The 23,989-nt window shown below is 65.8% G+C and carries 24 protein-coding genes; 14 read left to right on the forward strand and 10 right to left on the reverse strand.

Going from position 1 to position 23,989, the window contains the following annotated elements:
* Window positions 1-123: 123 nt before the first annotated feature.
* The 4 genes from rnz to QA600_RS03715 all read left to right on the forward strand — a co-directional run bounded on the left by rnz (window position 124) and on the right by QA600_RS03715 (window position 3,766).
* The gene (gene rnz, locus QA600_RS03700; RefSeq protein WP_278290607.1) at window positions 124-1,050 is read left to right on the forward strand and encodes a ribonuclease Z; all 927 of its coding nucleotides are present in this window, start codon (window positions 124-126) and stop codon (window positions 1,048-1,050) included.
* 167 nt (window positions 1,051-1,217) lie between these two features.
* A complete protein-coding gene (locus tag QA600_RS03705; RefSeq protein ID WP_278290608.1) occupies window positions 1,218-1,487 on the forward strand; it encodes a hypothetical protein in 270 nt (89 codons plus the stop codon).
* A gap of 350 nt (window positions 1,488-1,837) precedes the next feature.
* Entirely contained in the window at window positions 1,838-3,031 is a 1,194-nt protein-coding gene (locus tag QA600_RS03710; RefSeq protein WP_278290609.1) for a glutamate-cysteine ligase family protein, read from the forward strand.
* Window positions 3,032-3,037: 6 nt separating this feature from the next.
* A complete protein-coding gene (locus QA600_RS03715; protein ID WP_278290610.1) occupies window positions 3,038-3,766 on the forward strand; it encodes a type 1 glutamine amidotransferase in 729 nt (242 codons plus the stop codon).
* A 34-nt stretch (window positions 3,767-3,800) separates the two neighbouring features.
* On the opposite strand, the gene QA600_RS03720 is transcribed toward QA600_RS03715, so the two are convergent.
* Window positions 3,801-4,775 carry an aldo/keto reductase gene (locus QA600_RS03720; protein WP_278290611.1) on the reverse strand — a complete coding sequence of 325 codons (975 nt, stop codon included), beginning with the start codon at window positions 4,773-4,775 and terminating at the stop codon, window positions 3,801-3,803.
* Window positions 4,776-4,950: 175 nt separating this feature from the next.
* On the opposite strand from QA600_RS03720, the gene QA600_RS03725 reads away from it, so the two are divergent.
* The 3 genes from QA600_RS03725 to QA600_RS03735 are packed head-to-tail and all read left to right on the forward strand — an operon-like array spanning window position 4,951 to window position 8,837.
* Window positions 4,951-5,571, forward strand: coding sequence for a hypothetical protein (locus QA600_RS03725; protein ID WP_278290612.1), 621 nt, complete (start codon window positions 4,951-4,953; stop codon window positions 5,569-5,571).
* On the forward strand, window positions 5,568-6,812 hold the full coding sequence (locus tag QA600_RS03730; protein WP_278290613.1) for a DCC1-like thiol-disulfide oxidoreductase family protein: 1,245 nt from the start codon (window positions 5,568-5,570) through the stop codon (window positions 6,810-6,812). Before QA600_RS03725 ends, QA600_RS03730 begins: the two co-directional genes overlap by 4 nt.
* A gap of 51 nt (window positions 6,813-6,863) precedes the next feature.
* Complete coding sequence (locus tag QA600_RS03735) at window positions 6,864-8,837, forward strand: DUF460 domain-containing protein (protein ID WP_278290614.1); 1,974 nt, start codon at window positions 6,864-6,866, stop codon at window positions 8,835-8,837.
* A gap of 39 nt (window positions 8,838-8,876) precedes the next feature.
* On the opposite strand, the gene QA600_RS03740 is transcribed toward QA600_RS03735, so the two are convergent.
* Window positions 8,877-9,056, reverse strand: coding sequence for a hypothetical protein (locus QA600_RS03740; protein ID WP_278290615.1), 180 nt, complete (start codon window positions 9,054-9,056; stop codon window positions 8,877-8,879).
* A 125-nt stretch (window positions 9,057-9,181) separates the two neighbouring features.
* On the opposite strand from QA600_RS03740, the gene eif1A reads away from it, so the two are divergent.
* Window positions 9,182-9,472, forward strand: a complete 291-nt coding sequence (eif1A, locus tag QA600_RS03745) for a translation initiation factor eIF-1A (RefSeq protein ID WP_278290616.1) — start codon at window positions 9,182-9,184, stop codon at window positions 9,470-9,472.
* A gap of 100 nt (window positions 9,473-9,572) precedes the next feature.
* On the opposite strand, the gene QA600_RS03750 is transcribed toward eif1A, so the two are convergent.
* Together QA600_RS03750 and QA600_RS03755 are read right to left on the reverse strand one after the other, a co-directional pair.
* On the reverse strand, window positions 9,573-9,854 hold the full coding sequence (locus QA600_RS03750; protein ID WP_278290617.1) for a hypothetical protein: 282 nt from the start codon (window positions 9,852-9,854) through the stop codon (window positions 9,573-9,575).
* Window positions 9,855-10,276: 422 nt separating this feature from the next.
* Window positions 10,277-11,389 carry an alanine--glyoxylate aminotransferase family protein gene (locus tag QA600_RS03755; protein ID WP_278290618.1) on the reverse strand — a complete coding sequence of 371 codons (1,113 nt, stop codon included), beginning with the start codon at window positions 11,387-11,389 and terminating at the stop codon, window positions 10,277-10,279.
* 98 nt (window positions 11,390-11,487) lie between these two features.
* Between QA600_RS03755 and QA600_RS03760 the strand changes: the two genes are divergently transcribed.
* Window positions 11,488-11,832, forward strand: coding sequence for a hypothetical protein (locus tag QA600_RS03760; RefSeq protein ID WP_278290619.1), 345 nt, complete (start codon window positions 11,488-11,490; stop codon window positions 11,830-11,832).
* On the opposite strand, the gene QA600_RS03765 is transcribed toward QA600_RS03760, so the two are convergent.
* The 3 genes from QA600_RS03765 to QA600_RS03775 all read right to left on the reverse strand — a co-directional run bounded on the left by QA600_RS03765 (window position 11,802) and on the right by QA600_RS03775 (window position 15,291).
* Window positions 11,802-12,827 carry a DMT family transporter gene (locus QA600_RS03765; RefSeq protein WP_278290620.1) on the reverse strand — a complete coding sequence of 342 codons (1,026 nt, stop codon included), beginning with the start codon at window positions 12,825-12,827 and terminating at the stop codon, window positions 11,802-11,804. The genes QA600_RS03760 and QA600_RS03765 overlap by 31 nt on opposite strands.
* A gap of 405 nt (window positions 12,828-13,232) precedes the next feature.
* A complete protein-coding gene (locus QA600_RS03770) occupies window positions 13,233-13,931 on the reverse strand; it encodes a twin-arginine translocation signal domain-containing protein (RefSeq protein ID WP_278290621.1) in 699 nt (232 codons plus the stop codon).
* A gap of 127 nt (window positions 13,932-14,058) precedes the next feature.
* Window positions 14,059-15,291 (reverse strand): MFS transporter, encoded by a 1,233-nt coding sequence (locus QA600_RS03775; protein WP_278290763.1) that lies wholly within the window; start codon window positions 15,289-15,291, stop codon window positions 14,059-14,061.
* A 113-nt stretch (window positions 15,292-15,404) separates the two neighbouring features.
* On the opposite strand from QA600_RS03775, the gene QA600_RS03780 reads away from it, so the two are divergent.
* On the forward strand, window positions 15,405-16,745 hold the full coding sequence (locus tag QA600_RS03780; protein WP_278290622.1) for an O-acetylhomoserine aminocarboxypropyltransferase/cysteine synthase family protein: 1,341 nt from the start codon (window positions 15,405-15,407) through the stop codon (window positions 16,743-16,745).
* A gap of 3 nt (window positions 16,746-16,748) precedes the next feature.
* Window positions 16,749-17,957 carry a homoserine O-acetyltransferase gene (metX, locus tag QA600_RS03785; protein WP_278290623.1) on the forward strand — a complete coding sequence of 403 codons (1,209 nt, stop codon included), beginning with the start codon at window positions 16,749-16,751 and terminating at the stop codon, window positions 17,955-17,957.
* A gap of 54 nt (window positions 17,958-18,011) precedes the next feature.
* Here the strand turns inward: metX and QA600_RS03790 are convergent, their stop codons facing one another.
* On the reverse strand, window positions 18,012-18,392 hold the full coding sequence (locus tag QA600_RS03790) for a hypothetical protein (RefSeq protein ID WP_278290624.1): 381 nt from the start codon (window positions 18,390-18,392) through the stop codon (window positions 18,012-18,014).
* A 90-nt stretch (window positions 18,393-18,482) separates the two neighbouring features.
* The gene (gene serB / locus QA600_RS03795) at window positions 18,483-19,127 is read right to left on the reverse strand and encodes a phosphoserine phosphatase SerB (RefSeq protein WP_278290626.1); all 645 of its coding nucleotides are present in this window, start codon (window positions 19,125-19,127) and stop codon (window positions 18,483-18,485) included.
* A gap of 131 nt (window positions 19,128-19,258) precedes the next feature.
* Here serB and QA600_RS03800 point away from each other — a divergent pair, with 131 nt between their 5' ends.
* Window positions 19,259-19,987 carry a hypothetical protein gene (locus tag QA600_RS03800; RefSeq protein WP_278290627.1) on the forward strand — a complete coding sequence of 243 codons (729 nt, stop codon included), beginning with the start codon at window positions 19,259-19,261 and terminating at the stop codon, window positions 19,985-19,987.
* Between the two features lie 54 nt (window positions 19,988-20,041).
* Here the strand turns inward: QA600_RS03800 and QA600_RS03805 are convergent, their stop codons facing one another.
* Window positions 20,042-21,241, reverse strand: a complete 1,200-nt coding sequence (locus tag QA600_RS03805; RefSeq protein WP_278290628.1) for a mechanosensitive ion channel family protein — start codon at window positions 21,239-21,241, stop codon at window positions 20,042-20,044.
* Window positions 21,242-21,404: 163 nt separating this feature from the next.
* On the opposite strand from QA600_RS03805, the gene QA600_RS03810 reads away from it, so the two are divergent.
* The gene (locus tag QA600_RS03810; protein ID WP_278290629.1) at window positions 21,405-22,301 is read left to right on the forward strand and encodes a DMT family transporter; all 897 of its coding nucleotides are present in this window, start codon (window positions 21,405-21,407) and stop codon (window positions 22,299-22,301) included.
* An 83-nt stretch (window positions 22,302-22,384) separates the two neighbouring features.
* Entirely contained in the window at window positions 22,385-23,971 is a 1,587-nt protein-coding gene (gene serA, locus QA600_RS03815) for a phosphoglycerate dehydrogenase (RefSeq protein ID WP_278290630.1), read from the forward strand.
* Window positions 23,972-23,989: the final 18 nt, after the last annotated feature.

Raw genomic sequence — 23,989 nt, forward strand, 5'->3', positions numbered from 1 at the left:
CTACAGGAACGTAAAACGCACAGTCCGTTCGCCGCGCCGGAACGGACCGACCGTCGTTCGCGTGCGAATCGGTTGGCGTTGGATCCGAAGGCGGTTTAGTCTCAGCGCGTCGAACACGCAGTGATGCCACTGCGCGTGACGTTTCTGGGGACCGGCGGGGCCGTTCCGACGACCGAGCGGAATCCGAGCGGGATCTTCGTCGCCCGCGAGGGCGAGGGGCTGCTGTTCGACGCCGCCGAGGGAACCCAGCGCCAGATGATGCGCTTCGGCACGGGGTTTTCGATCGCGCACATCTTCGTCACGCACCTCCACGGCGATCACGTCCTGGGGATTCCCGGCCTGCTCCAGACGATGGACTTCAACGACCGCGAGGATGCCCTGGCGATCCACGGCCCCCGAGGTACCCGACGCGACCTCGAGTCGCTGGTCCACGCACTTGGCAATCGCCCTTCGTTTCCGGTGCGGATCAACGAGGCCGGAGGTGGCGACGTCGCCTACCGCGCTGACGAGTTCGAGGTTCGCGCGTTCGCGACCGACCACGACACTCGGTCGGTCGGCTACGCGCTTGTCGAGGACGACCGCAAGGGCCGGTTCGACCGGGAGCGCGCCGAGGAGCTCGGCGTTCCCGTCGGGCCGAAGTTTTCGAGACTCCACGAGGGCGAGTCCGTCGAGCTCGAGGACGGCACCGTCGTCGACCCCGAACAGGTCGTCGGCGACCCCCGCCCCGGTCGCGCGATCGTCTACACCGGCGACACCCGACCGACGGCCGCGACGATCGAGGCCGCCGACGATCCCGACCTGCTGATCCACGACGCGACGTTCGCGGACGACCGCGCCGACCGCGCCGCCGACACCGCCCACTCGACGGCGCGTCAGGCCGCCGAGATCGCCAACCGAGCCGGCGCGAAGCGGCTGGCGCTGATGCACCTCTCGTCGCGGTACGCCGGCGACGTCTCGGCCCACCTCGAGGAGGCCCGTGAGATCTTCGCGGGCGAAGTCTTCGTCCCCGACGATGGGGAGACCCTCGAGCTCGAGTACCCGGATGCCTGATACGGATTGCTGTACCGATGTCCCGGCACAACCGCTGCCGGATCGCGGCTGCGCCGTAACTGATCACAGTAAACCGTCCGAGCGGAGTTACCTCTCGAAGGTCGTCTCGTACTGCGGTCGGCCGATAGTATTTTGTACTATTGTTACCCAGTGACAGGGGTATCGATATGCAACCGTGCCAGAACTGTCAGGCGATTATCGACGAGTACATCCTGGACAAACAACTCGAGACCCTGCGCGGACTCACAGTCGACGATTTCAACGTCTGTGCGGACTGCGTAACGGTCGCTCCCGACGCCTGCGTGGAGTGTAGCGGCGCGGTCTACGTTCCCCGAAGTGAATCCTCGACCCCTGACTACTGTCCGGCCTGTCGATCCGATCGGATCGAGCAGACGGGGCGGGATCCCGGTTGGACCGTCGAGACGACCTCCTCCTGAACGGGTTTTGGTGCCGCGGCCCGTTCTATGTGATACCTGACTATTGTATATAGTAAAACTATAACGCCAAGTGTCTGTCGAAATTTTTTCTCTATTCGCAAGTAATTGCCCATTCAGTCAATGTATAAGGTATATCTATACTGTGTGTACACAACGGTTATTACACAGGATGGGTTCTCGAGCATGTGAAAAGCACGCACAGGCGTCCTGACCGGGGTGCGGGCCCGCCGATTTGCCGCTGGCGAAGAGACGGAACGGACGGTTCGATCGGTCTGGGCTCGGCTACCTGGATTCAGCACCGACCGATGCGATGCGGCGATCGAACGAGACGCGTCTTCCGGGGTTGAGAGATGGTTGTCACACTCGATACTGAAACCGAATTCACGAACGAGGGCGGGCCGATCCGACGAAGCGTCGAGATCGAGTACTGGGTGATCGACGAGCGCGGCCGACTGACCGAACCGGGAGACCTCCTCGAGGCCTCCCCGGGCGTCGAAGAGGAGTTCGTCGCGCCGCTACTCGAGATCAAGACGACGCCGTGTGAGTCGACGGACGAACTCCGCGACGAGCTGTTCGGTCGGCTGGGTCGCGTTCTCCGTCGGGCAGAGGAGCAAGGGAAGCGACTCGTCCCGCTTGCCACCCCGATCCACCACGGCCCGATCGAGGACCGTCCGAACGAGCGCACGCGGATTCAGGACCGCGTCCTCGGCGAGAACTTCGAGTACGTCCGACACTGCGCCGGAACGCACATCCACATCGAACAGCAGCCTGGTCGCGAGATCGATCAGTTGAACACGCTCATCGCACTCGATCCCGCGCTGGCGCTGGTCAACTCCTCGCCGTACTTCGGCGGAACGAAGCTGGCTGCCGGTGCGAGATCACAGCTGTACCGCCGGCTGGCCTACGCTGCTCTCGCCCATCAGGGGGAGCTGTGGCCGTACGCCGCTGACAGGAAAACGTGGGCGAGGCGCGTGGACCGCTGCTACGAGGAGTTCCTGACGGAAGCCGTGATTTCCGGTTTCGACCAGCAATACGTCCAGTCGCACTTCGAGCCGGAGGGAACGGCCTGGACGCCGGTCAAACTTCGCGATCGGTTCTCGACCGTCGAATGGCGCTCACCCGACACTGCCCTCCCGAGCCAGGTCGTTCGACTCGCCGACGAAATCGCCGGCATCGTCGGACACGCTACCGAGGTCGACGTCCGTATCGAGGGTGAGACCGGGCGCGTGACGAGCGACTCGATTGTTCTTCCGGAGTTCGAGGCGCTGAGATCATCCGTCGACACCGCCATCCGGGACGGACTGTCATCGAGCATGGTACGATCCTACCTGGGACGAATGGGATTCGACGTGTCGGCGTACGACCCGCTCTCCCACGACCTCCTCGCGACGGCGGAGCCGACACGTTCCGAGACGCGAACGCTTCGGATCCAGTATGCCGACCGCCTCGAGCAGGATTTGTCTCGGGGCGCTCCTTCGACGGCGAGCGACGGGCAAGCGCATCCGAGCAGCGACGAGAGTTCGTTTCGGCCCAACTCCCGGTGAGAACGGATGGGAGAGATACAACTCGCACTGTTGAACGCGGCTCACGAGGCGACCGATACACGACGAAACTTCCGCCGGGAGCTCGACGCCGAGTTGACGGAGTTTCACTGCCCGTCCGGCGAGTTTCCCGACGACTTCCGGTACGACGGATTCGTCGTCACCGGTTCGCGAGCGTCGGTCTACTGGGACCGGGAGTGGATCGGCCGACTGAAGTCCTGGACTGGCGATGCGATCCGGGCCGGGTTGCCGGCGCTTGGCGTCTGTTACGGGCACCAACTCCTCGCGGACGTGATGGGGGGCCGCGTCAAAGCCATGGGCGAGTACGAGATCGGGTACCGGATGGTCGAACAGGACGGTGCGAATCGCCTTCTCGAGGGCGTCGACCGAACGATGACCGTCTTTACCACCCACTCCGACCACGTCTGCGAGGAGCCGCCGGGTGCGACGGTGTTCGCGAGAAACGAGTACGGGATCCACGGCTTCCGAAAGGATCGCGTCTTCGCCGTGCAGTTTCATCCGGAGTACGACATGAAGACGGCCGAATCGGTCACCGCGGGAAAGTCCGATCAGCTCCCCGAGGAGCGTATCGACGCTGTTCTCGAGGGGATCCACGCCGGAAACTACGACGCGGCCTGCGAGGCAAAACGGCTGTTCGACAATTTCCTCACGTACGTCGAAGAGATCCAGGCGAAACGACTCGCAGCGGACGGCGGACCGAACCGGCCCTCTCGTTGACCGCGACCGGCAGGGCGCGGCCGAGGGTAACGAGTCAGTCGTGGCCGTAGACCGGCACTGGCTCGTACGGCTCCTCGAGGTACTCGACATCCGAATCCGAAAGCGAAATTTCGAGCGCCTCCACGGCCTCCTCCAGGTGCTCGACGCTCGAGGTGCCGACGATCGGTGCGGTTGTGTTGTCGTTCTCGAACTGCCAGGCTAGCGCGATCTGGGCCATCGTGACGCCGTACTCGTCGGCGAGCTCCCCCACCCGTTCGTTGATCTCCTCGCTTGCCGGGAACTCGTGGTAGGGGACGCCTGCGTTCTCGACCTCGTGGTCTGCCCGCGTCGTCGTCCGAAACTCGTCGTGTGGCCGGGCGAGGTAGCCAGCGCCGAGGGGACTCCAGGGCATCGTGGCGACGTCGTAGGCGTCACAGACGGGGAACATCTCGCGTTCCTCCTCGCGGTAGGCCAGGTGGTAGAGGTTTTGCATGGTCTCGAACGGGGCCAGTCCCTCCCGTTCGCTCACCCGCCGGGCCTCGAGGAACTGGTGGGCCCACATCGAGGACGCCCCGAGGTGACGGACCTGCCCGCGGCGGACGGCGTCGTCGAGCGCGCGCATCGTCGTCTCGATCGGCGTGTCGTAATCCCAGCGGTGGATCTGGTAGAGGTCGAGGGTGTCCAGCCCGAGACGGTCGAGGGAGGCCTCGAGCTCCTGCTCGATCGTCTTCCGCGAGAGACCCTCGGCGTTGCGGTGGTCGTTCGCGCCCGGAAACCGGACCTTCGAGGCGACGACGAACTCGTCGCGGTCGTAGTCGGCCAGCACGTCGCCGAGAATCATCTCGCTCTCGCCCGCCGAGTAGACGTTCGCCGTGTCGAAGAAGTTGATCCCCAGGTCGATCGCCCGCTCGAGGAGCTCGCGTCCCTCCTCTTCGTCCAACATCCAGTCCTGACCGCTGCCGAAGCTCATACAGCCGAGACAGATCTTGCTCACGGTCGTCCCGGTCGAACCGAGCGTCGTGTACTCCATCGAACCGATCGATGGCCGTCGCGTCCAAATACCTACCGCTACCGAACTTTCGTTATCTCTCTTCCCTCTAAAATTCACTTAACGGGACGTCAGACTCCAGAAAACCTATATATTTCGTTCCGATAGAACGTTACAGTGATCCGTCCTGTTGGTTGCGTTATCTAACGTCACGGCCGTGCTCTTCCCCGCCGTGTACGTGCTGTTCTTTCTGGGGACGCTCGGGATCCTTGCGTTCGCTCGTCGTCGATACGCTCGAGAGGTCTGGCTCGCGGGGTTCTTTACGACGCTGCTGGCCGTCACGCTGGTCGGTATGCCGCTGCTTCCGGTCGTCGACATGCACAAGTTCGCCCAACCGTCCGAGGAGGAAGAGACCTACTACGAGATTCGAATGGTCGACGCATCGGGCGAGGAACTCTGGTTCGACGACCGCTCGACGCCGCCGACGACGGGTACCCGAACGTCGACGGTCGCCGGTCAGATGGCCGATGAGTACACCGACGAACAGCGCCTCGAGATGGGCGAGTTCTACCTCGAAAACGCCAAGGAACACCGGAACGCGGTCAAGTCCGGCGACCGGTCGATCACCGACCGGCTGCAGCCACCGCGCTATGTCGACGACCGCGCGTGGACCGCCGCGGAGCTCGAGGACTACGAGGCGTTCGAGGCGATCCGGATCTACGAGCGCACGGTGATCTACAGCGACGACAACACGGCGGTCGAATCGAACGAGGAGCGGCCCCGGGTGACGATCGATCCGACCGACGGAACCGTCACCGAACACGAGGAGAGCCGATGAGCGCGTTCGTCAACTACGTCGCCGACGACGGCCGCGCCTCGCCGATCAACCTCGCCGTCGTCCGCGTGTTGCTCGGGATGTACGTCATCTGGCGCGTGCTCTCGCTCGAGTGGGCGGCCTACGGGGAGTGGCCGAACTTCCACGTCGACGAGACGATCGGCTTCCTCCACCAGGATCTCTTCTTTGCGCTGTTGCCCTACCAGCAGTGGGTCGTCGCCGCCCTGTTGGTGCTGTTTGTCGTCGGCTACCGGACCCGCTGGACCGGCGGCCTCGCGAGCCTTCTGCTGATGCACATGCTGTCGGTCAAGGCGACGATCTATCTGGCCGGAACCGTCGAGTCGCTGTTCGTCTGCTCGTACCTGATCCTCATGTTCGCGCTGTTCGCCGAGGACGACCGGCTGTCGATCGACGCGCTCCGCAGAAGCCGCGACCGCTCGCTCGAGGAACTGAACGCCGTCCTGACCGATAGGACCGACCGGGTCTACCGGATGCGTGCGCTCAAGTGGGGACTGCTCGCGGTCGCAATCATCTACGTCGGCTCAGCCTGGGGAAAGGCACTGAACGGCCCGCTCGAGATCTGGCTCTCGGGTGCCGAACTCCAGCGTGACGTCCTCTTCTACGGGGAGTTGACGGGGATCGATCGCGCCGCCGGCGTGCCGATCGTCGAGAACGAACTTCTGGCGTGGGTCGGCTTCGTCGGGACCGCGCTGGTACAGGTATCGCTGCTCGTTGCCGCGGTGATCGGGCTCTCGGTGACGCTTCCGATCCTCGGGATAATCGGATTCCACGTCTCGGTGATCCTCACCCTGGGGCTGTACTTCATCGACATGATCCTCGTCCTCTCGCTGTTTGCCGCCTGGGATCTTGCCTACCGGCGACTCGCGGCTGACGCGGACGACGAGGCGACGGTTGTGTACGACGATCGCTGTCACGCGTGTGCCCGCGCGCTCGTCCCGTTTGCCCACCTCGACGGCACCGACTCGGTTCGGTTCGTTCCGCGATCCGACGCTCCCGCCGAGCTGGCCGATCGCGACGCGGCACTGATCCTCTCAGACGACGGGGAGACCGCCGAGGGGTACGAGGCGTTCCGTCGACTGATCGGGCAGTTTCGGCTGCTGGCGCCCATCACGTGGGTGATGGGCGTGTCGCCCCTTCGAGGGGTCGGAACCCGTGCCTACGACCGTGTCGTTTCCGATCGTCGTCGATATCGCTCGGACGCGCCGGAACCCGGCGGCTCCTGAGGACCCGTTCCCCGCGTCGGATTTATACCCGGGTCGACCCTATGGCCCGCCGTGAGCACGCGAACGAGTGCGCTCGACGCGGTCGTCTTCGGCGTTGACGTCCAGAGCGGCGACGTGCGCGGCGACGCGCCGTCGTACGCTCTGGTCGTCTACGACGGCGAGGACGTCAGCCGGGACGTCGTCACGCACCGGAAACTCAGACGGTTGATCGACGACGAGGAGCCGGCCATCGTCGCCACCGACAACATGTACGAGCTCGCGGCGGACAAGGATCAGCTGATCCACTTCCTTGGTTCGTTGCCCGCCGGGACGAAGCTCGTGCAGGTGACGGGCGCCGAACAGCCCGAGCCGCTCTCTCGCGTCGCGAAACGCCACGGGATCCCCTACGGCAAACAGCCGATGAAGGAGGCCGAGGCCGCGGCCCGACTGGCGGCACACAACGTCGGCCACGAGGTCTCGGCGTTTACCGATACGACGACGGTCAAGGTCTCGAGGGGCCGTTCGACCGGCAGCGGCGGCTGGAGCGAGGACCGGTTCACCCGTCGCATTCACGGCTCGGTCAAGAAGCGGGCCCGCGAGGTCGAGTCGGAACTCGAGGACGCGAACCTCGAGTACGAGCGCGACGTGCGGGAGGCCTACGGCGGCTTCGCAAACGCCGTCTTCACCGTCGAGGCCCGCCCGCAGGACATTCCGGTCTCGCGGAACCGCGCAGGCGACGTCCGGGTCGAGATCGAACGCGAGCGCCGCGACGGGATCGAGTTCCGCCCGCTGGCCAAACGCCGGGACCACGTCGTCGTCGGCATCGATCCAGGGACGACGACCGCAGCCGCGATAGTCTCGCTCGAGGGCGAGGTACTGGACGTCTGGAGTTCGCGCACGAGCGACACCGCGGACGTGATCGAGTGGATCGTCGAACGGGGTCGGCCGATCGTCGTGGCCGCGGACGTGACGCCGATACCCGAGACGGTCGAGAAGTTCCGCCGGAGCTTCGACGCCGCGGGCTGGGTTCCCGACACCGATCTGCCGGTCGACGAGAAACAACACCGGACTCGCGAACAGCCCTACGACGACGATCACCAGCGCGATGCGATGGCGGCCGCGCTGTTCGCCGTCGACGACCACGAGAGTCAATTCGAGCGCATCGCCGAGCGGATCCCCCCGGGGATCGACCGCGGCGAGGTCACGGCCCGGGTCGTCGCCGGCGAGGAGAGCGTCGAGGCCGTCCTGACCGACCTGACTGAGGACGACGGTAGCGAGGAGGAGTCGACCGAGCACGAGCCCCGCGAGCTGACCGAGGAGGAACGGACGATCAAGGACCTGAAGAAACGGGTCGAACGGCTCCAGTCCCACGTCGGCACCCTCGAGGACCGCCTCGAGGAGAAAGACGAGCGCATCCACGAACTCGAGAACAGCCTCAGCGGCGCCCGCCGTCAGGAGCGAAAGGAGGTCCGCAGGGATCGGGAGGTCTCGAGGCTTGACCGAAAGGCCGACCGACTCGAGCGCGAGCGCGACGAGGCCCTCGAGGAAGTCGAGGAGCTCGAGGGGAAAGTCGACCGGATGAAGGCACTCTGGAAGCTCGACCACTCGAACTTCAGCGACGTCTCCGCGAAGAAAGAGGGGCTCGTCCCCGTCAAGGTGGTCGAGAAGTTCACCAAGGGAGCGATCCGCGAGGCCGACGAGCAGTACGGCATCGCCGCCGGCGACGTCGTCCACCTTCGGGACGCCAGCGGCGCGGGTCGATCGACCGCGGAGCTGCTCGCGGGGTTCGAGCCACGGGTCGTGCTGAAGGAGGGTGGGCTGTCCGACGTGGCCGACGAGATCCTCTTCGAGGCCGAGATTCCTGTCGGTCCGGCCGACGACGTCGCGATGCAGGAGGTCGACGAGCTCGCGGTCGCCCGCGAGGAGGACGTCGAGGCCGTAATCGACGACTGGCACGACCGCGCCGAGGAGCGCACTCGCGACCGGAAGGCGGAGATGGTCGATCAGCTCATCAGCGAACATCGGGCAGGCGACAACGAGGTATGACCGCACCCCGGCTCGAGGCGGGGTCGACGAGCCGACCGTTCACATCATGCCGAACTGCCGGAACACGCTCGAGACGAGCGCCTTTACGGCCAGTCCGATCCCGAGGAGGACGAGCGCCAGCCCTGCGGCGACCAGGAGACTCTCGTAGGCGATAACGGCGAGACCGACCAGCAAGAGCGCGATACCGGCGATTCCGAGCGGACCGAGATGCCTCAGCATACGCTGGACTGGTCAGGGCAGAGAGATAAACGACGTGGTTTGTCACGGGTACAGACCGACAGCCGGGGCGATTCGACCGGGAAAATCGATAAAGGATTAAACCGATCGAACGCGAAGCCCGCGATATGAGCGACGACGGTGACGGCGGTCGGAACGACCTTCGGATGCCCGACGACGACGAGGTGTTCGCGACCGTGACCAACATGCTCGGAGCGAACCGCGTCAAGGTGCGGTGTGCCGACGGAACCGAACGGACCGCACGAATCCCCGGAAAGATGCAAAAACGCATCTGGATCCGCGAGGACGACGTCGTCCTCGTCGAGCCCTGGGACTGGCAGGACGAGAAGGCCGACATCACCTGGCGCTACGAGAAGAGCGAGGCCGATCAGCTCCGACGCGAAGGCCACATTCAGTAGCTTCGGTTTCTGCGCTCCGTTCGCGTGCTCCTCGAGCGTCGCAGCGACGGCGTCATTTCGCTTACGTTCTTCGGGACCGACAGTCAGCAAAATAGCGGCGTTATCGGGCGTCGACGCGGATTCGGACGGTGCCGATGCCGGGAACCTCGAGTTCGGTCATCCGGCCGTGGAGTTCACGGGCCAGCGCCGGTGCGCCGAGTCGGAAGACCAGCACTGCGGCCGCAACGGCGCCGACGGCGGCGGCGACGGTCAGCGGGTAGCTGATCGCGATGAGCAACCCCATCGCCGCGAGGACGAAGAGGAGCCCGCCGCCGATCGAATCAGACCTCGCAGTTCGTTCTCGAGTCGACTCGGCCGACTGGGGGTGGAAGTATCGCGTCATGAGTGGTTTCGGTTCGAAGTACACACTCGACGCTTATAACCTTTCACCCTTCTGGTACTTTTAGATACGTGCTATCATGCGACATTCGATAATTTCGTATCGTGATGGCCTACAGAACCACGTAACGAGTGCCATGGTACCCTCTCCCTGCATCTCGAAATAGTTACAAATCGTGCCGGAACGATCATGTGGAACCGCCGATTCGGTCGATCGACGTCGGACGAACGGCGCGATCGCTCGAGAGACTCGAGTCTCCCGTCTCGAGTCGAAACGAGGGTGAAAACGAGGTCGTGGATCAGAACGGTCGATCGATCGTGGCGTTGCCGACGAGCGGCCGGCGATTCGGACGGGCTGCTGTGACTGCGTACCGGAGCCCCCGCGGGACGGCTCGCGATTTCGGACCCGACGTACGGACGTCCGTCTTAGAGGTCGGCGACGTCCTCGATGGCGTCGGTCAGCGCCTCGATGCTTTCGACGTCGTGTTCGCCCATGTGACCGATGCGGAACGTCTTCTCCCCGAGCTGCGAGCCGTAGCCGTTCGAGAAGGCGAAATCGTACTCCTCGCTGACGGTTTCGATGGTCTCGGCGACGTCGATCCCCTGCGTGTTCTCGATACAGCTCACCGTCTGTGACTCGTACCCCTCCTCGGGGAACATCCCGAAGTGGTCGCGGGCCCACTCGCGGGTGTACTCGGCCATCTCGCGGTGGCGCTCGCTTCGGGCCTCGTGGCCCTCCTCGAGCATGTGTTTCATCTGTTTGCGGTAGGCAAGCATGATCGGAATCGCCGGCGTGGAGTGAGTCTGGCCCTTCCGGTCGTAGTAGTCGATGGTTCGCTGGAAGCCGCCGTACCACGAGGCCGATCCCTTCTCGAGTTCGCGCTCGTAGGCGTCGTCGCTGACGGCACAGATCGCAACTCCGGGCGGCATCGCGAACGCCTTCTGGGAGGACGCGAAGATAACGTCGATGTTGTGCTCGTCGATATCGACGTAGTCCCCGCCCAGCGACGAGACGGCGTCGACGACAAAGTACGTATCAGGGTACTCGGCGACGACGTCGCCGATCTCCTCTACGGGGTTCCGAACGCCCGTCGAGGACTCGTTCATCACGCAGGCAACGACGTCGTAGTCGGTGTCGCTCGCCTCGAGATCCTCCCGGATATCCGCGGGCTTGACCGCCTTCCCCCACTCGTACTCGAGTCGGTCGACGTTCTTGCCGAGGCGCTCTGCCACGTTCGCGTGGCGTTCGCTGAAGCTCCCACAGGTCGCGACGAGGATGTTCTCGTCGACGAGGTTGAGCGTCGAGGCCTCCCAGAACTCGGTTCCTGAAGCGGTGAGAACGACGACGTCGTTGTTGGTGCCGAGGAACTCTCTGGTGTCCTCGACGATGGTCGTGTAGAGGTCGGTCATCCGGTCCATGCGGTGGCCGAACATCGGCTCGCACATCGCCTCGATGACGTCTTCGCGCACCTCGGTCGGGCCGGGAATGTACAGCGTCTTGTCGGGATAGTCGTCTCTGTATTCGCGTTTTTCGGTCACGTAACCACCTGAGTACGGACCACTGCGTCGCGAGGCGGTATGGTAGTTGTCATCTACCCGCGGCTACAGCCGTGGACTTCCGCGCTGTACCGTTGTGAATGGCACAGGATTGGCGGGATCGTCGTGGTCCGAACCGGATGGTGCGGTCGTCGCTTCGGCGCCGCTACCGGCACATCGTCTCACTCGTCGACCCTGCCGTAGTCCGGCGTCTCGCCGACGCCGATCGCCTCGAGTACGCGGTCGAACTTCGCGTGGTAGAGCACCAGCGCGACCAGTCCGAACGCCGGGAGGAACGCGGCCGTTCCGAGGTCACCGACGCCCGAACCGAGATGGAGATGTGGTCGTCATGCGATCCGATCGCTCGACCTGTGGCATACGTCTCGTCGTGTGCTAAACGGTCGATCGCCGCCGATCAGTCCGCCGACCGCGCCCGGCCGGCGTAGCTGTCGGTGCCGACGACGTAGACGTTGCCGTCGACGACGATGTCCCCGGCTCTGGCCGCCGCGGCCGCGGGTCGGGTCGGTCCGTAGCCGACGACGGGCGCGCCGAGCTTCCAGAGCGCGCCGATCTTGCACAGCGCGAACCCGGCGATGATCAGCGCGAAGCCGGTGATCGTCGCGAGCGTGATCGTCTCGCCGAGCAGCGCCCAGCCGACGAGCGCCGCGATGACGGGCGAGGCGTAGTTGACGAGGCTGAGCTCGCTCGCGCCGACACGCTCGAGCAGGACGAAGTACGCCAGGAAGCCGCCCGCGGTGGAGACGATCGCGAGGTACGCGAGCGCCGCGGTCGTCTCGACGGTCAGCGCGGCCCGGAGTCCGGCCGCGCTCTCGCCGGGGTGGGCGAAACTCAGCGCGTGAAGCATGGCGGCGCCGACGGCCATCGCCCACGTCTGGAGCGGGAGCAGCGGGAGCGTCCCTCGAGTTCGTTCGGTCAGCACCGAGCCGATCGCGAACACGAGCGCCGAGCCGAACAGGAGGCCGACGCCAACGACCTGTCCGTCGAGGGTTCCACCCGAAAGCGCGATCATGACGACGCCGACCAGTCCGAGCCCGAGGCCGACGACCGCCGGCGCGCGGATCCGCTCGCGGGGTAACAACGCCAGCGCGAGCGGGGGCGTCACGATCGGCGTCAGGCTGAGCACGATCGCCGCGACCGCGCTCGAGACGTACGACTGACCGAGGAACATGAGCCCGTAGTGGGCGCCGACGATGAGTCCGCCGGAGACGATGATCGTAACCCAGTCCGCCCTGGTTCGCGGTCGCCACTCGTAGCCGAGCGCGGCGATGGCCGCGACGAACAGGAGGACCGCGCCGTCGAGTCGAAGCGCGGCGAAGAGGATCGGCGGCAGCGTCTCCAGGCCGACCTCGACCGCGCCGAAGGCGGTCCCCCAGGCGACCGCGAGCGCAACGAAGAGGAAGACATCTCGCTGTGAAGTCATTTTAACACGAAACGACCTGGGGGGATTTGTATTTTGATATTCGGCAGTAGCGTGGTGTTACGTACTGAATTCGGAGAGAATTGCTAGCTATGAACACGGGAAGAACAGTGTATGTTAGTAACTGAGACGGAACGAATTTCCGGCACGAACGCTGGCGGTCCCGACTCGGGAGACGGAGTCCATCCTGCTGATGTGCCGATGGTCGCCCTCGATATTAGTTAGAAAAGTCGAGTAGTGGAACAAACGACCGTAGCCCGTTGCCGCTCGAGGGCCGAGCACGATCTGACGACTTGAGGTTCGGACCGTCGTGCTTCGGACCGCTGTGCGGTCGCTCGAGGGAGCTACCGCTCGCTCGCCGTCGGTGCCGCAAAAATGGGTGAATCGTCGCGCGAGAGGACGAGGGAGTTACTCGTCGTCTTCGTCGTCGCCGACGAGTTCGTCGTCGTCTTCCTCGTCGTCAGCACCGTTCTCGTCGTCTTCGTCGTCGCCGTTCTCGTCGTCGACACCGTTCTCTTCGTCATCGCCGTTCTCCTCGTCATCGGCGCCGTTTTCGTCGTCAACGCCGTTCTCTTCGTCGTCGCCGTTCTCCTCGTCATCCTCTTCCTCGTCGTCGGCGCCGTTCTCGCCTTCCTCGATCTCGAAGGCGCCGCGCATCGCGTTCTCGTGGGGACGGCAGACGTACTCGTACATCTCGTCGGTGGCCTCGAACTCGAGGAACTGGTCGTCGCCACCTTCTTCCTCGGTGTCGGTCTCGTAGTCGTCGACGATCTCGTCGTCCTCGTCGACGATCTCGATGTTGTGGGCCGTGCCGTCGCCTTCTTCCCAGCCAATCTCGTACTCCTCGCCTTCCTCGAGGATCAGCGTCGGGTTCTCCTCGCCTGCGATGTCCTCGGGCTCCTCGCCCTCCCAGGCGGCGGAGTCGCCGTAGAAGACGATGCGCTCGCCGGGCTCGATCTCGATGCCGTCGCCGTTCTCGCCGTTCTCGTCGTCGCCGTTCTCGTCGTCGTCGCCGTTGTCACCACAGCCTGCAACGAGCGTCGTCGCAGCCGCAGCACCCGTGACCTTCATCGCGGTCCGTCGCGAAATGCCGTTATCTCGTGTCATCACCGATGGGTTAGAACCGAGCACATAAAAATGGCAAGCCTCTACCCGGCCGTCGCTATGAGGTCTCATACCACGGTTCACGGTAATATCGACCGAACTGTCTTATGATCGAAACCAAAGACGTCCGTCAGTCGTTGCCGCCGTCGCTCGCACGAAACGGCTCGCTGTGATCGACCGACAGTCGCAAGAAGAGGGGAACGGCAACGAGCGCGATCAGGATCTCGAGGCCGCCGACGGCGAGAAACGCCGAGCCGTAGCCGTAGCTGCCGGCGACGGTCCCGCCGATCAGGAACCCGCCGAGAAAGCCGAGGCTCCCGGCGAGGTTGAAGCCGGCCATCGCGATTCCGCGCTCGCGCTCGTGTGCGATGTCGGTGACCAGCGCCATCGTCGCCGGCGAGACCAGCGCGCCGAGGACGCCGACGGCGACCATCGCGGCAGCGGCGGTCGCGACCGACGGCGCGGCGCCGACCGCGAGGATCCCGACGCCGTAACACAGCGAGCCGACGACGATCGGAATCGTTCGACCGATCCGATCCGAGAGCACACCCATCGGGTACTGCAGCAGGGCGAAGGGAGCGAAGAAACACGCCAGCATGAGCCCGGTCGCCCCGGGGCCCAGGCCGAACGCGTCCTGGAAGTACAGGGTTCCGACGAGCGCGAAGAAGCCGGCCGTCAGCCGATCGACGAATCCGAACGCGTAGGGGATCGTCAGGGTCGGCCGCCGACGGACGCCCTCGACGAGGGCTCGAGCGGACCGTCGACTCCCGCCGGTTCTGTCGGGGGCGAACGAGACCAGCGCGCCGACACAGACAAGCAGGGCGGACGCGACGACCAGCGGTGCCAGCGGATGGAGTTCCGTCAGCTGTCCGCCGACGGGAGCGCCGAGGGCGGCTCCGAGCCCGATCGCGATTCCGGCCGCGCCCATGTTGCGGCCGTGGCCGCCCTCGAGGTCCATCAGCATCGTCATCGTCAGCGAGAACGCGCCGATCGTCATCGCTCCCTGGAAGAGCCGCAGGACGAGCACGCCCTCGAACGGGACGCCGCCGAGGAGGGGTGCGGCGGCGAGGGTGGCGTAGCCGACCGCGCCGGCCAGCGCGCCGGCGACGATGAACGGACGACGACGGCCCGCCGCATCGCTCGCGAGCCCCCAGGCCCCGACGAAGGCGACGTAGGCCGCGAACTCGCTCACCAGAAACCACATGCTCGCGTCCAGCGCGGTCTCGGCAAACGGCGAGGCCGTCGCTTCGGCGCCGAGGGTCTCGACGAGCGTCGCGACGCCGGGGTAGAGCAACAGCTGCGAGAACAGCACCGCGAAGACGACCGCCGCGAGGAGGAGCCGGTCGCGGTCACTCGAGTGCACGACCTCCGGTTGGCGCTCGTCGCCTAAGAAGCCGTTCGTCCGGGCCGCTTCGGCCCTGCGGTTTTTGCCGTTACTGGGACGCATATGAACGTGGAGAAGTATGCGTACTAAACATGAGTGACGACGCGAGCGACGGGCGCAGCGATCGGGAGGGCTGTCGATTCGGGACGCGGAGCGTCCACGCCGGCCAGTCGGCGGATCCCTCGACGGGAGCGATGGCACCGCCACTCTATCAGACGACCTCCTACGTCTTCGACGACGCCGACGCCGCCGCGGAGCTGTATGCCCTCGAGGGAGAGGGGTACATCTACTCGCGGATCGCCAACCCCACGGTGCGAGTGCTCGAAGACCGCCTGACCTCGCTTGAGGGGGGTGCAGGCTCGGTCGCGACCAGTAGCGGGATGGCCGCCCTCGACTCGGCGGTGTTGCTCCTTGCCAGGGCGGGTGACAACGTCGTCTGTTCGACGGACACCTACGGCGGGACGACGGCCTACTTCTCGAAGACCGCCACCCGCCGGGACATCGAGACCAGGTTCGTCTCGACGCTCGAGTACGAGGCCTACGAGGAGGCGATCGACGAGGACACCGCGTTCGTCCACGTCGAGACCGTCGGCAACCCCTCGCTGGTGACGCCCGACTTCGAGCGCGTCGCCGAGATCGCCCACGAAAACGGCGTCCCGCTCGTGGTAGACAACACGTTCGCGACGCCCGCGCTGTGTCGCCCGCTGGAACACGGCGCCGACGTCGTCTGGGAGTCGACGACGAAGTGGCTCCACGGTTCCGGGACGACGGTCGGCGGGATCCTCGTCGACGGCGGCTCCTTCCCCTGGGGGGAACACGGCTACGACGAGATCGCCGGCCAGAACCACGCCTACCACGACGTCGACTTCTCGCGGGACTTTCCCGAGGCCCCCTTCGCTGCGGCCGCACGATATCGTTCGCTGCGAAGCCTCGGCAACCAGCAGTCGCCGTTCGACGCCTGGCAGACTCTGCAGGGCCTCGAGAGTCTGTCTCTTCGGGTCGAGAAACACTGCGAGAACGCCGCGGTCGTCGCCGACTACCTGGAGAGCCACGAGGACGTCGCCTGGGTCACCTACCCTGGGCTCGAGTCCCACCCGACCCACGACAACGCCTCGCGGTACCTTTCCGACTACGGCGGGATGATCGCGTTCGGGCTCGAGGGCGCGGGCGAGCGCGGCGGGTACGAGGCGGGCAAGACGTTCTGCGAGAACGTCGAGGTTGCCCAGTTCCTCGCGAACATCGGCGACGCGAAGACGCTGGTCATCCACCCCGCGAGCACGACTCACGGTCAGCTTACTCCCGAAGAACAGGAAGAGGCCGGGGTCACGTCCGACCTCGTCCGGATGTCGGTCGGGATCGAGGACCCCGAGGACATCCTCGCCGATCTCGAGGGAGCGATCGACGAAGCTACACGCGCCGGCGACGAGGGATAACTCGTGACGACGAAGGAGACGGCCGACCTCGGCGAGTTTCAGTTCCGCTCGGGCGAGACGATCCCGAGCCTCGAGGTCGCCTACGAGACGTACGGCGAGTTCACCGGCGACAATGCGGTGCTGATCTGTCACGCTCTGACCGGCAGTGCCCACGTCGCCCGTCGGCCCGACGCTGGCGACGGGACTGCGGGCCAGGCTCGAGCCTGGTGGGGCGACGTCGTCGGCCCCGGGAAGGCGATCGATACCTCCGAGTACTACGTCGTCTGTGCGAACGCGCCGGGCTCGTGCTACGGGACGACGGGCCCCTCGAGTACGAACCCCGAGACGGGGGAGCCGTACGGCACCGACTTCCCGCCCGTGACGATTGGGGACTGGACCCGTGCTCAGCGGCTGCTGCTCGACGAACTCGGCGTTGGCCGGCTCCACGCCGTCGTTGGTGGTAGCGTCGGTGGGATGAACGTGCTCGACTGGCTGCGACGCTACCCCGACGACGTCGAGCGGGCCGCGGGGGTCGCCACGGCCGCCAGGCTCGACGCTCAGTGTCTCGCGCTCGATACCGTTGCCCGCCGGGCGATCACGAGCGATCCGAACTGGAACGGCGGCCACTACTACGGCGGGGCGGAGCCCGAGGAGGGACTGGCCCGCGCCCGTCAGATCGGTCACATCATGTACCTCTCGAAGACCTCGATGGCCCGGAAGTTCGGCCGCCGATCGGCGGGCCGCGAGACGGTTCACGAGACTCCGTCCGACCCCGCGGCCGCCTTCTTCCCCTACCGCGAGGTCGAGTCCTACCTCGACTACCAGGCCGAGAAGTTCACCGACCGCTTCGACGCCAACAGCTACCTCTACCTGACGCGGGCGATGGACGACTTCGATCTCTCGGCCGGCTATGAGTCCGACGCCGACGCGCTGGCGGCGTTCGAGGGCGAGTTGCTCCTCCTCTCGTTTACCGGCGACTGGCACTTCACCGTCGAACAGGCCGAGGTCGTCGCCGAGGCGGCCCGCGAGGCCGGCGTCGACGTCGCCCACCACGTCATCGACTCCGACCACGGCCACGACGCCTTCCTCGTCGAACCCGAGAAGGTCGGCCCACCGCTGTCGGAACTGCTCGAGACGGGGCTCTCCGGGCGGACGATCACGGACACGAATCCCGAAATCGAGGACGAGAACGACTCGTTCGCGCCCGTGCACACGAGTCTCTTTTCGAAGTAACGGCGTCCTCGCAGTAATCGGTTGTTTCGCGCGTCGGACCGGGACTCAGCCCTGTTAATCAGCGTGGACGGCCGACGGCTGCTCGACCGAAACGTACTGCTCGCCGAGCCGTCGGTCGTCACGCCGTCGGTCCACCCACCGCCGCAGGTCCCGTGCGAAAAGCGAGAGGCCGGTCAACCGAAGCAGTTGCTGGATCGGTCTCTGGGGCGATCGAAACGCTGCGATCAGCGACCACATCGACCCCGCGGCGTAGGCGCCGAGCGCCGAGAAGGTCATGCCGAGGGTCAGAAACGTCGTACCGTACACCATCCCGATCCCCATCGACGGGATGCTCGTTCCGAGTGGAACGCGGGCGCTCGCGTCCCGCAACGTCGGAGCGAGAAAGAGAATCGAGAGCGTGCTGCCTACCATGAACACCAGGTCTTGCCACATCATCGAGACAACTTACTCGTCCTCGAGTAAATAGGTCTCTCGGTATCGAAATAGCCTGTTACCGTAGAATTTCAGCGCTGGCGACGGGTCGTGTTACTCGCGGTCCAGAACGCCCTCGGCGAGTAACGTGTCACGAACCTCGGCCATCGAGTCGACGACGACCTCGCAGTGGGGCTCGACGGCGGGTTTCGGGTCGAACCCGATCGAGAGTCCGGCGACCCGCAGCATCGGCAGGTCGTTCGCCCCGTCACCGACTGCGACGGTCTCCTCGAGTTCGGCGCCGACGTGGGTCGCGAGGTCCTCGAGGGCAGTGTCCTTGGTTCCCTCGATCAGCGACCCCTCGACGTCGCCGGTGAGCCGACCGTCTTCCATCGGCAGCCGGTTCGAGACAATGTGGTCGACCGACACGCCCTCGCGCTCAAGGGCGGCCTCGACGCCGCGCTCGAACCCGCCGGTGAGGATCGCCGTCGTGACGCCGGCGTCGTTCAGCGACTCGATCAGCGCACCCGCCCCCTCGCGGAGTTCGACCTCGGCGAAGGCCGCGGCGACGGCTTCCTCCTCGAGTCCCTCGAGGAGCGCCGCCCGCCTGCGGAGGCTCTCGGCGTACTCGATCTCGTCGTTCATCGATCGCTCGGTGATCTCGGCCATTTCGTCGGCGACGCCACACTGCTTCCCTAGGAGGACGGTCATCTCGGAGTCCGAGAGCGTCCCGTCGAAATCGAACGCAACGACTGTCATCGCTCGCCCGTTGTGGGGCCCGGGATAAACCAGTTCAGGTTCCGTCCCGAGGGCGGCCGGCACCCGCTCGGAGCCGCCTCGAGACGAATCGCACCCGAAAGCTGTTAGCGACGCGCTTCGACTGTCGCGCCATGTCAACGGAGAGACGACTCGAGTACGACAAGGGGCCGTCGCTCGAGGACGAACCCCGGGAAGATGATCCGAACGACGGAGACGACCCGGAGCGCGCAGTCGAGCGCAGCGGCCGGCCGACGGTCGAGGCTCCAGCCTGGACGGTCGGGGTGACCTCGGGTGTGATCGCGTTCGCGGCAGTCTTTTTGATGAGCTACCAGCTCGCCGGGTCGATGTTCGGGACGGGGCTGTTCGCGCAGGTCGAGAACGAACCGAGCCGGTGGGTGATCTCGAGCTTTACGATGCTCGGCAGCCACGGTGCGGTGATCGTGGAGGGCGAGGAAGCGGCTCGCGGGCTGTACGCCCCGATGGGGATGTTCGCCTCTCACGTCTCGGCGCTGCTTCCGCCTCTCGTTCTCGGAGTCGTCGGCTACCTGCTCGCTCGATACGTTCGCCTCGAGACCCTCAGAGATGGCGGGATCCTCATCGGAACGCTGACCGCGACCTACGTCGTTCCGCTAGTCGCACTCGGGACGGTCACGCAGTGGGTGCCCGAGGAGAGCGACCCCGCCGCCGGCGAGGTCGGCGCCGAGCAGGAGGTGCTCTCGATCGCCGTCGACGTGTCTATGGTGGTCTCGACGACGCTCTCGGTCGCCCTGTTCGTCTCCCTTGGCGCTGCCGTCGCCGTCCTGCCGCGATTGCTCGAGCACGCGCCGATCGAAACGACGACCGCGGGCGGATCCTCGTGAGCCGACCCAGGAACGTGTTCCGCCGCGTCCAGCCCGACAGTCAGAAAGCGCTCCTTACTCGTCGGGACCCGGACCGCTCGGCGGCGACTCCGCGGGCTGGTCGGCTCCGTCTGCCCGTTCGTCGCGTCCGCGCGTCGGCTCGTCCGGTTCGCGGAAGTCGAGGCGCTGGTCCGCCTCGGCCGACTCCTCGAGGAAGGAGAGCTCGCGCTGAGGGAACGGGATCGTGATCCCCGCGTCGGCGAATCGATCGTAGATGCGGCGGTTGAGCTGGTCGATGGCCCGCTTCTCGGTCAGCGGGTGCGTGATGTACGCCTGCAGTTCGAAGACGAGCGCGGAGTCGCCAAACTCGTCGAACAGCACGCGCGGCCGCGGCGAGTTGCGAATCATCGGAGCGTCCTCGGCGACCTCCATGGCGATCCGTTCGACGGTTTCGTAGTCGGTCCCGTACGCCGCCGTGATCGGGACGTCGATCCTGATGTGGCGCCGCGGCGCGGTCTGGTTGACGACCTGCGTCGAGTTCAACACGGCGTTGGGGACGGTGACCATCGTGTTCTCCGGCGTCAGCACCGTCGTCGACCGAATGCCGATGTCGACGACCGTGCCGCGCATCCCCTCCTCGAGCAGGATGACGTCGCCCGGCTTGTACGTGTTGTCGAAGTACAGCGCGATACCGCCGATCAGGTTGCTGATCGCGTCCTGGGCGGCGAAGCCGATAACGATGCCGAGCACACCCGCCGACGCCAGAAACGGCGTCACCTGCAGGTTCCAGATCGAGACGATCACCAGCGCGGCGACCGCGACCATCCCGATCGTCCAGAAGTTCTGGAAAATCGGGGCGAACTCGTAGTTGTTCTCGGAGCCGTTCGCGACCTCGAGCCAGCGGCTCCCGATTCGGATCGCCGCGCGCGCCCACAGCACCGTCAGCGCCGTCGCGACGGCGTTGCTGAGTAGCGACTCGGCCTCGACGACGCCGAACGCCTGGAGCGAGACGGAGATCCCGATCAGGAGGATCGAGATCGCAAGCGGTGTGTAGATCTCCTCGACGGCCGCCCGTCCGAACGTCGTCGGCGCGTCCTCGTCCAGCGGCCGAAGATACCGTCGGCCGGCCCAGTGGACGAGGCGAGCCAGCAGGTACGAGCCGACGATGATCAGCGAGAGCAACAGCCACTCCCACTCGAGCAGCGACGCCGATAGCGCCGGCTGACTGGCGCCGTCGAGCCGTAGCCACTGCCACGGGTAGATGGGAGGGGACATCGAAGACGTGTAAGCCGTGGTTAGGGCGGGTAATATACTGTTGGATGTTTCACTCGAGGCTTTTTATACGGGGGTCGAACGCCGCCGGTATCACAACGATGATCAGGACTCTGTCCCAACTGTTGCCAATGCCCAGTGAGGGGCGGACGGGTGGCGACGACGGATGACCGCGACGTCGCTCGAGGTCGTCGCGCTCGCGCTGGTGCCGGCGATCTTGTGGGGCCTCGCGCCGATTTTCGACAAGCGCGGGATGGCCAGCGGCGGCGGCTCCATCCAGGCGGCACTGGTCGTCGTCGTCGTCCAGCTACTGTGGTACTGGCTCGCGATCGCCGCTCTCTACGGCGGGTCGGCCTTCGCCGGACTGACCCTCGAGGTTCTGGCCGTCTTCGCCTTCGCGGGCGTGATCGGCACGGCGCTCGGCCGGATCGCGATCTTCGTCGGCGTCGACAGGGTCGGCGCGAGTCTCAACAGCACGATTCTGAGCACGCGGCCACTGTTCGCGACGCTGATCGCCCTCGTCGCCCTAGGCGAACCGCTCGGCCCGGTGACGGGAGCCGGTATCGTGATCCTCGTCGCCGGGCTCTCGACCCTGACGGTCTCGAGAGGCGGCGACCTCGGCGGCTGGACGCCGCGGGATCTGCTGTGGCCGATCCTGGCGGCCGCGACGTTCGCCGTCGCCAACGTTGCTCGCCGGTACGGGATGCTCGAGACGCCGATCTCGGCGCTCGAGGCCGTCGCGATCAACGAAACCGCGGGACTGATCGCGCTGGTTGCCTACGCGCTCGCCGTCGGCGGGCGCGACGTCCTCGAGCGCCCTCGCGCCTCCTACCGCTACTTCGCCGTCAGCGGCTTGCTGACGACGGTCGCGATGCTCTCGTTGATGGCTGCGCTCGGCCTCGAGGGGGGACGGATCGCCGTCGTCGACCCGCTGGTCGCGACCGCGCCCTTCTTCACGCTCGTGTTCGCCGCCGTGTTGCTCCGGGACCTCGAGCGCGTGACACGGGGAGTGGTCGCGGGAGCGGTGCTGGTGGTCGTCGGCGCCGTCCTGATCACGATCTGAGGCAGTTCTTGCGCCCGGTGACGGTTTTTGCCACCCGTGCCGACAACGGAAGGGTTTACCTGTTCCAAGGCGGTGTCTCGCGCATGAAGGTGCTCGTTACCGACCCGATCGCGGACGCGGGTCTGGACGTTCTCAGAGACGCCGGCCACGAGGTCGAAACGGGGTACGAACTCGAGGGCGACGACCTGCTCGAGGCGGTGTCGGACGCCCATGGACTGATCGTTCGCTCCGGGACCGAGGTCGACGAGACGCTGTTCGAGGCCGCCGAGGAACTCGTCATCGTCGGTCGGGCCGGAATCGGCGTCGACAACATCGACATCGAGGCCGCGACCGATCACGGCGTTATCGTCGCCAACGCGCCCGAAGGCAACGTCCGCGCGGCGGCCGAACACACCGTCGCGATGACGTTCGCGACCGCCCGCTCGGTCCCGCAGGCCCACATCCGCCTGAAGAACGGCGAGTGGGCCAAAAGCGACTATCTCGGTGCCGAACTCGACGGCAAGACCCTGGGTGTCGTCGGCCTGGGTCGGGTCGGCCAGGAGGTCGCCAAGAAACTCGACTCGCTTGGGATGGACGTCGTCGCGTTCGATCCCTACATTTCGGAGGAGCGCGCCGATCGGCTGGGCGCCGAACTCGTCGACTTCGAGCCGTGTCTCGAGCGCGCGGACTTCCTGACGATCCACACCCCCCTCACGCCGGAAACCGAGGGAATGATCGGCGCCGAGGAGCTCGACCTGCTCGAGGGCGGCTACCTCGTCAACGTCGGCCGCGGCGGGATCGTCCAGGAGGACGCCCTCGCCGCGAAGGTCGAGGACGGGACCCTCTCGGGTGCCGCACTCGACGTCTTCGCTGAGGAGCCCCTCGCCGAGGACTCCCCGCTGCTCGAACACGAAGACGTCATCGTCACGCCCCACCTCGGCGCGTCGACGGAGGCCGCTCAAGAGAACGTCGCCGTTTCGACGGCAGAGCAGGTCGCCGCCGCGTTCCTCGACGAACCGGTGGCGAACGCCCTGAACGCCCCCTCGATCGACGAGAGCGCGTTCCCCCGCGTCAAACCATACATCGACATCGCCGAGACCGCGGGCAAGGTCGCCGCCCAGCTGCTCGAGGGCCGCACCGAGCGCGTCGAGGTCTCCTACGAGGGGGAGATCGCCGACGAGGACCTGGAGTTCGTCACCGCCTCGGCGCTCAAGGGCGTCTTCGAACCGCTCGAGTGGCAGGTCAACGCGGTCAACGCCCCCCAGATCGCCGAGGATCGCGGCGTCGAGGTCACCGAGTCCAAGACCCGCCAGGCCGCCGACTTCCAGAGCCTGATTTCGGTGACCGTCGGCAACGGCGACGACGAGATTTCGGTCGACGGGACGCTGTTCGCCGGCGAGGACCCCCGGATCGTCCGGATCGACGGCTACCGCGTCGACGCGATCCCCCACGGGAAGATGGTCGTCACGCGAAACACTGACGAGCCGGGCGTCATCGGCCTCATCGGCAGCGTGATGGGCAAGTACGACGTCAACATCGCGGGGATGTTCAACGCCCGCGAGACGATCGGCGGGGAGGCCCTGACGGTGTACAACGTCGACGGGCTCGTTCCCGAGGAAGCAAAGCAGGAACTCAACGAAGACGACCGGATCCTCGGCGTCGACTACATCGTGCTGAACGGTCAGAGCTGAACGGAGCAGCACCGGGAC

Origin of the sequence: Natronococcus sp. A-GB1 (assembly GCF_029688845.1) — an archaeon.
Taxonomy (GTDB): Archaea; Halobacteriota; Halobacteria; order Halobacteriales; family Natrialbaceae; genus Natronococcus.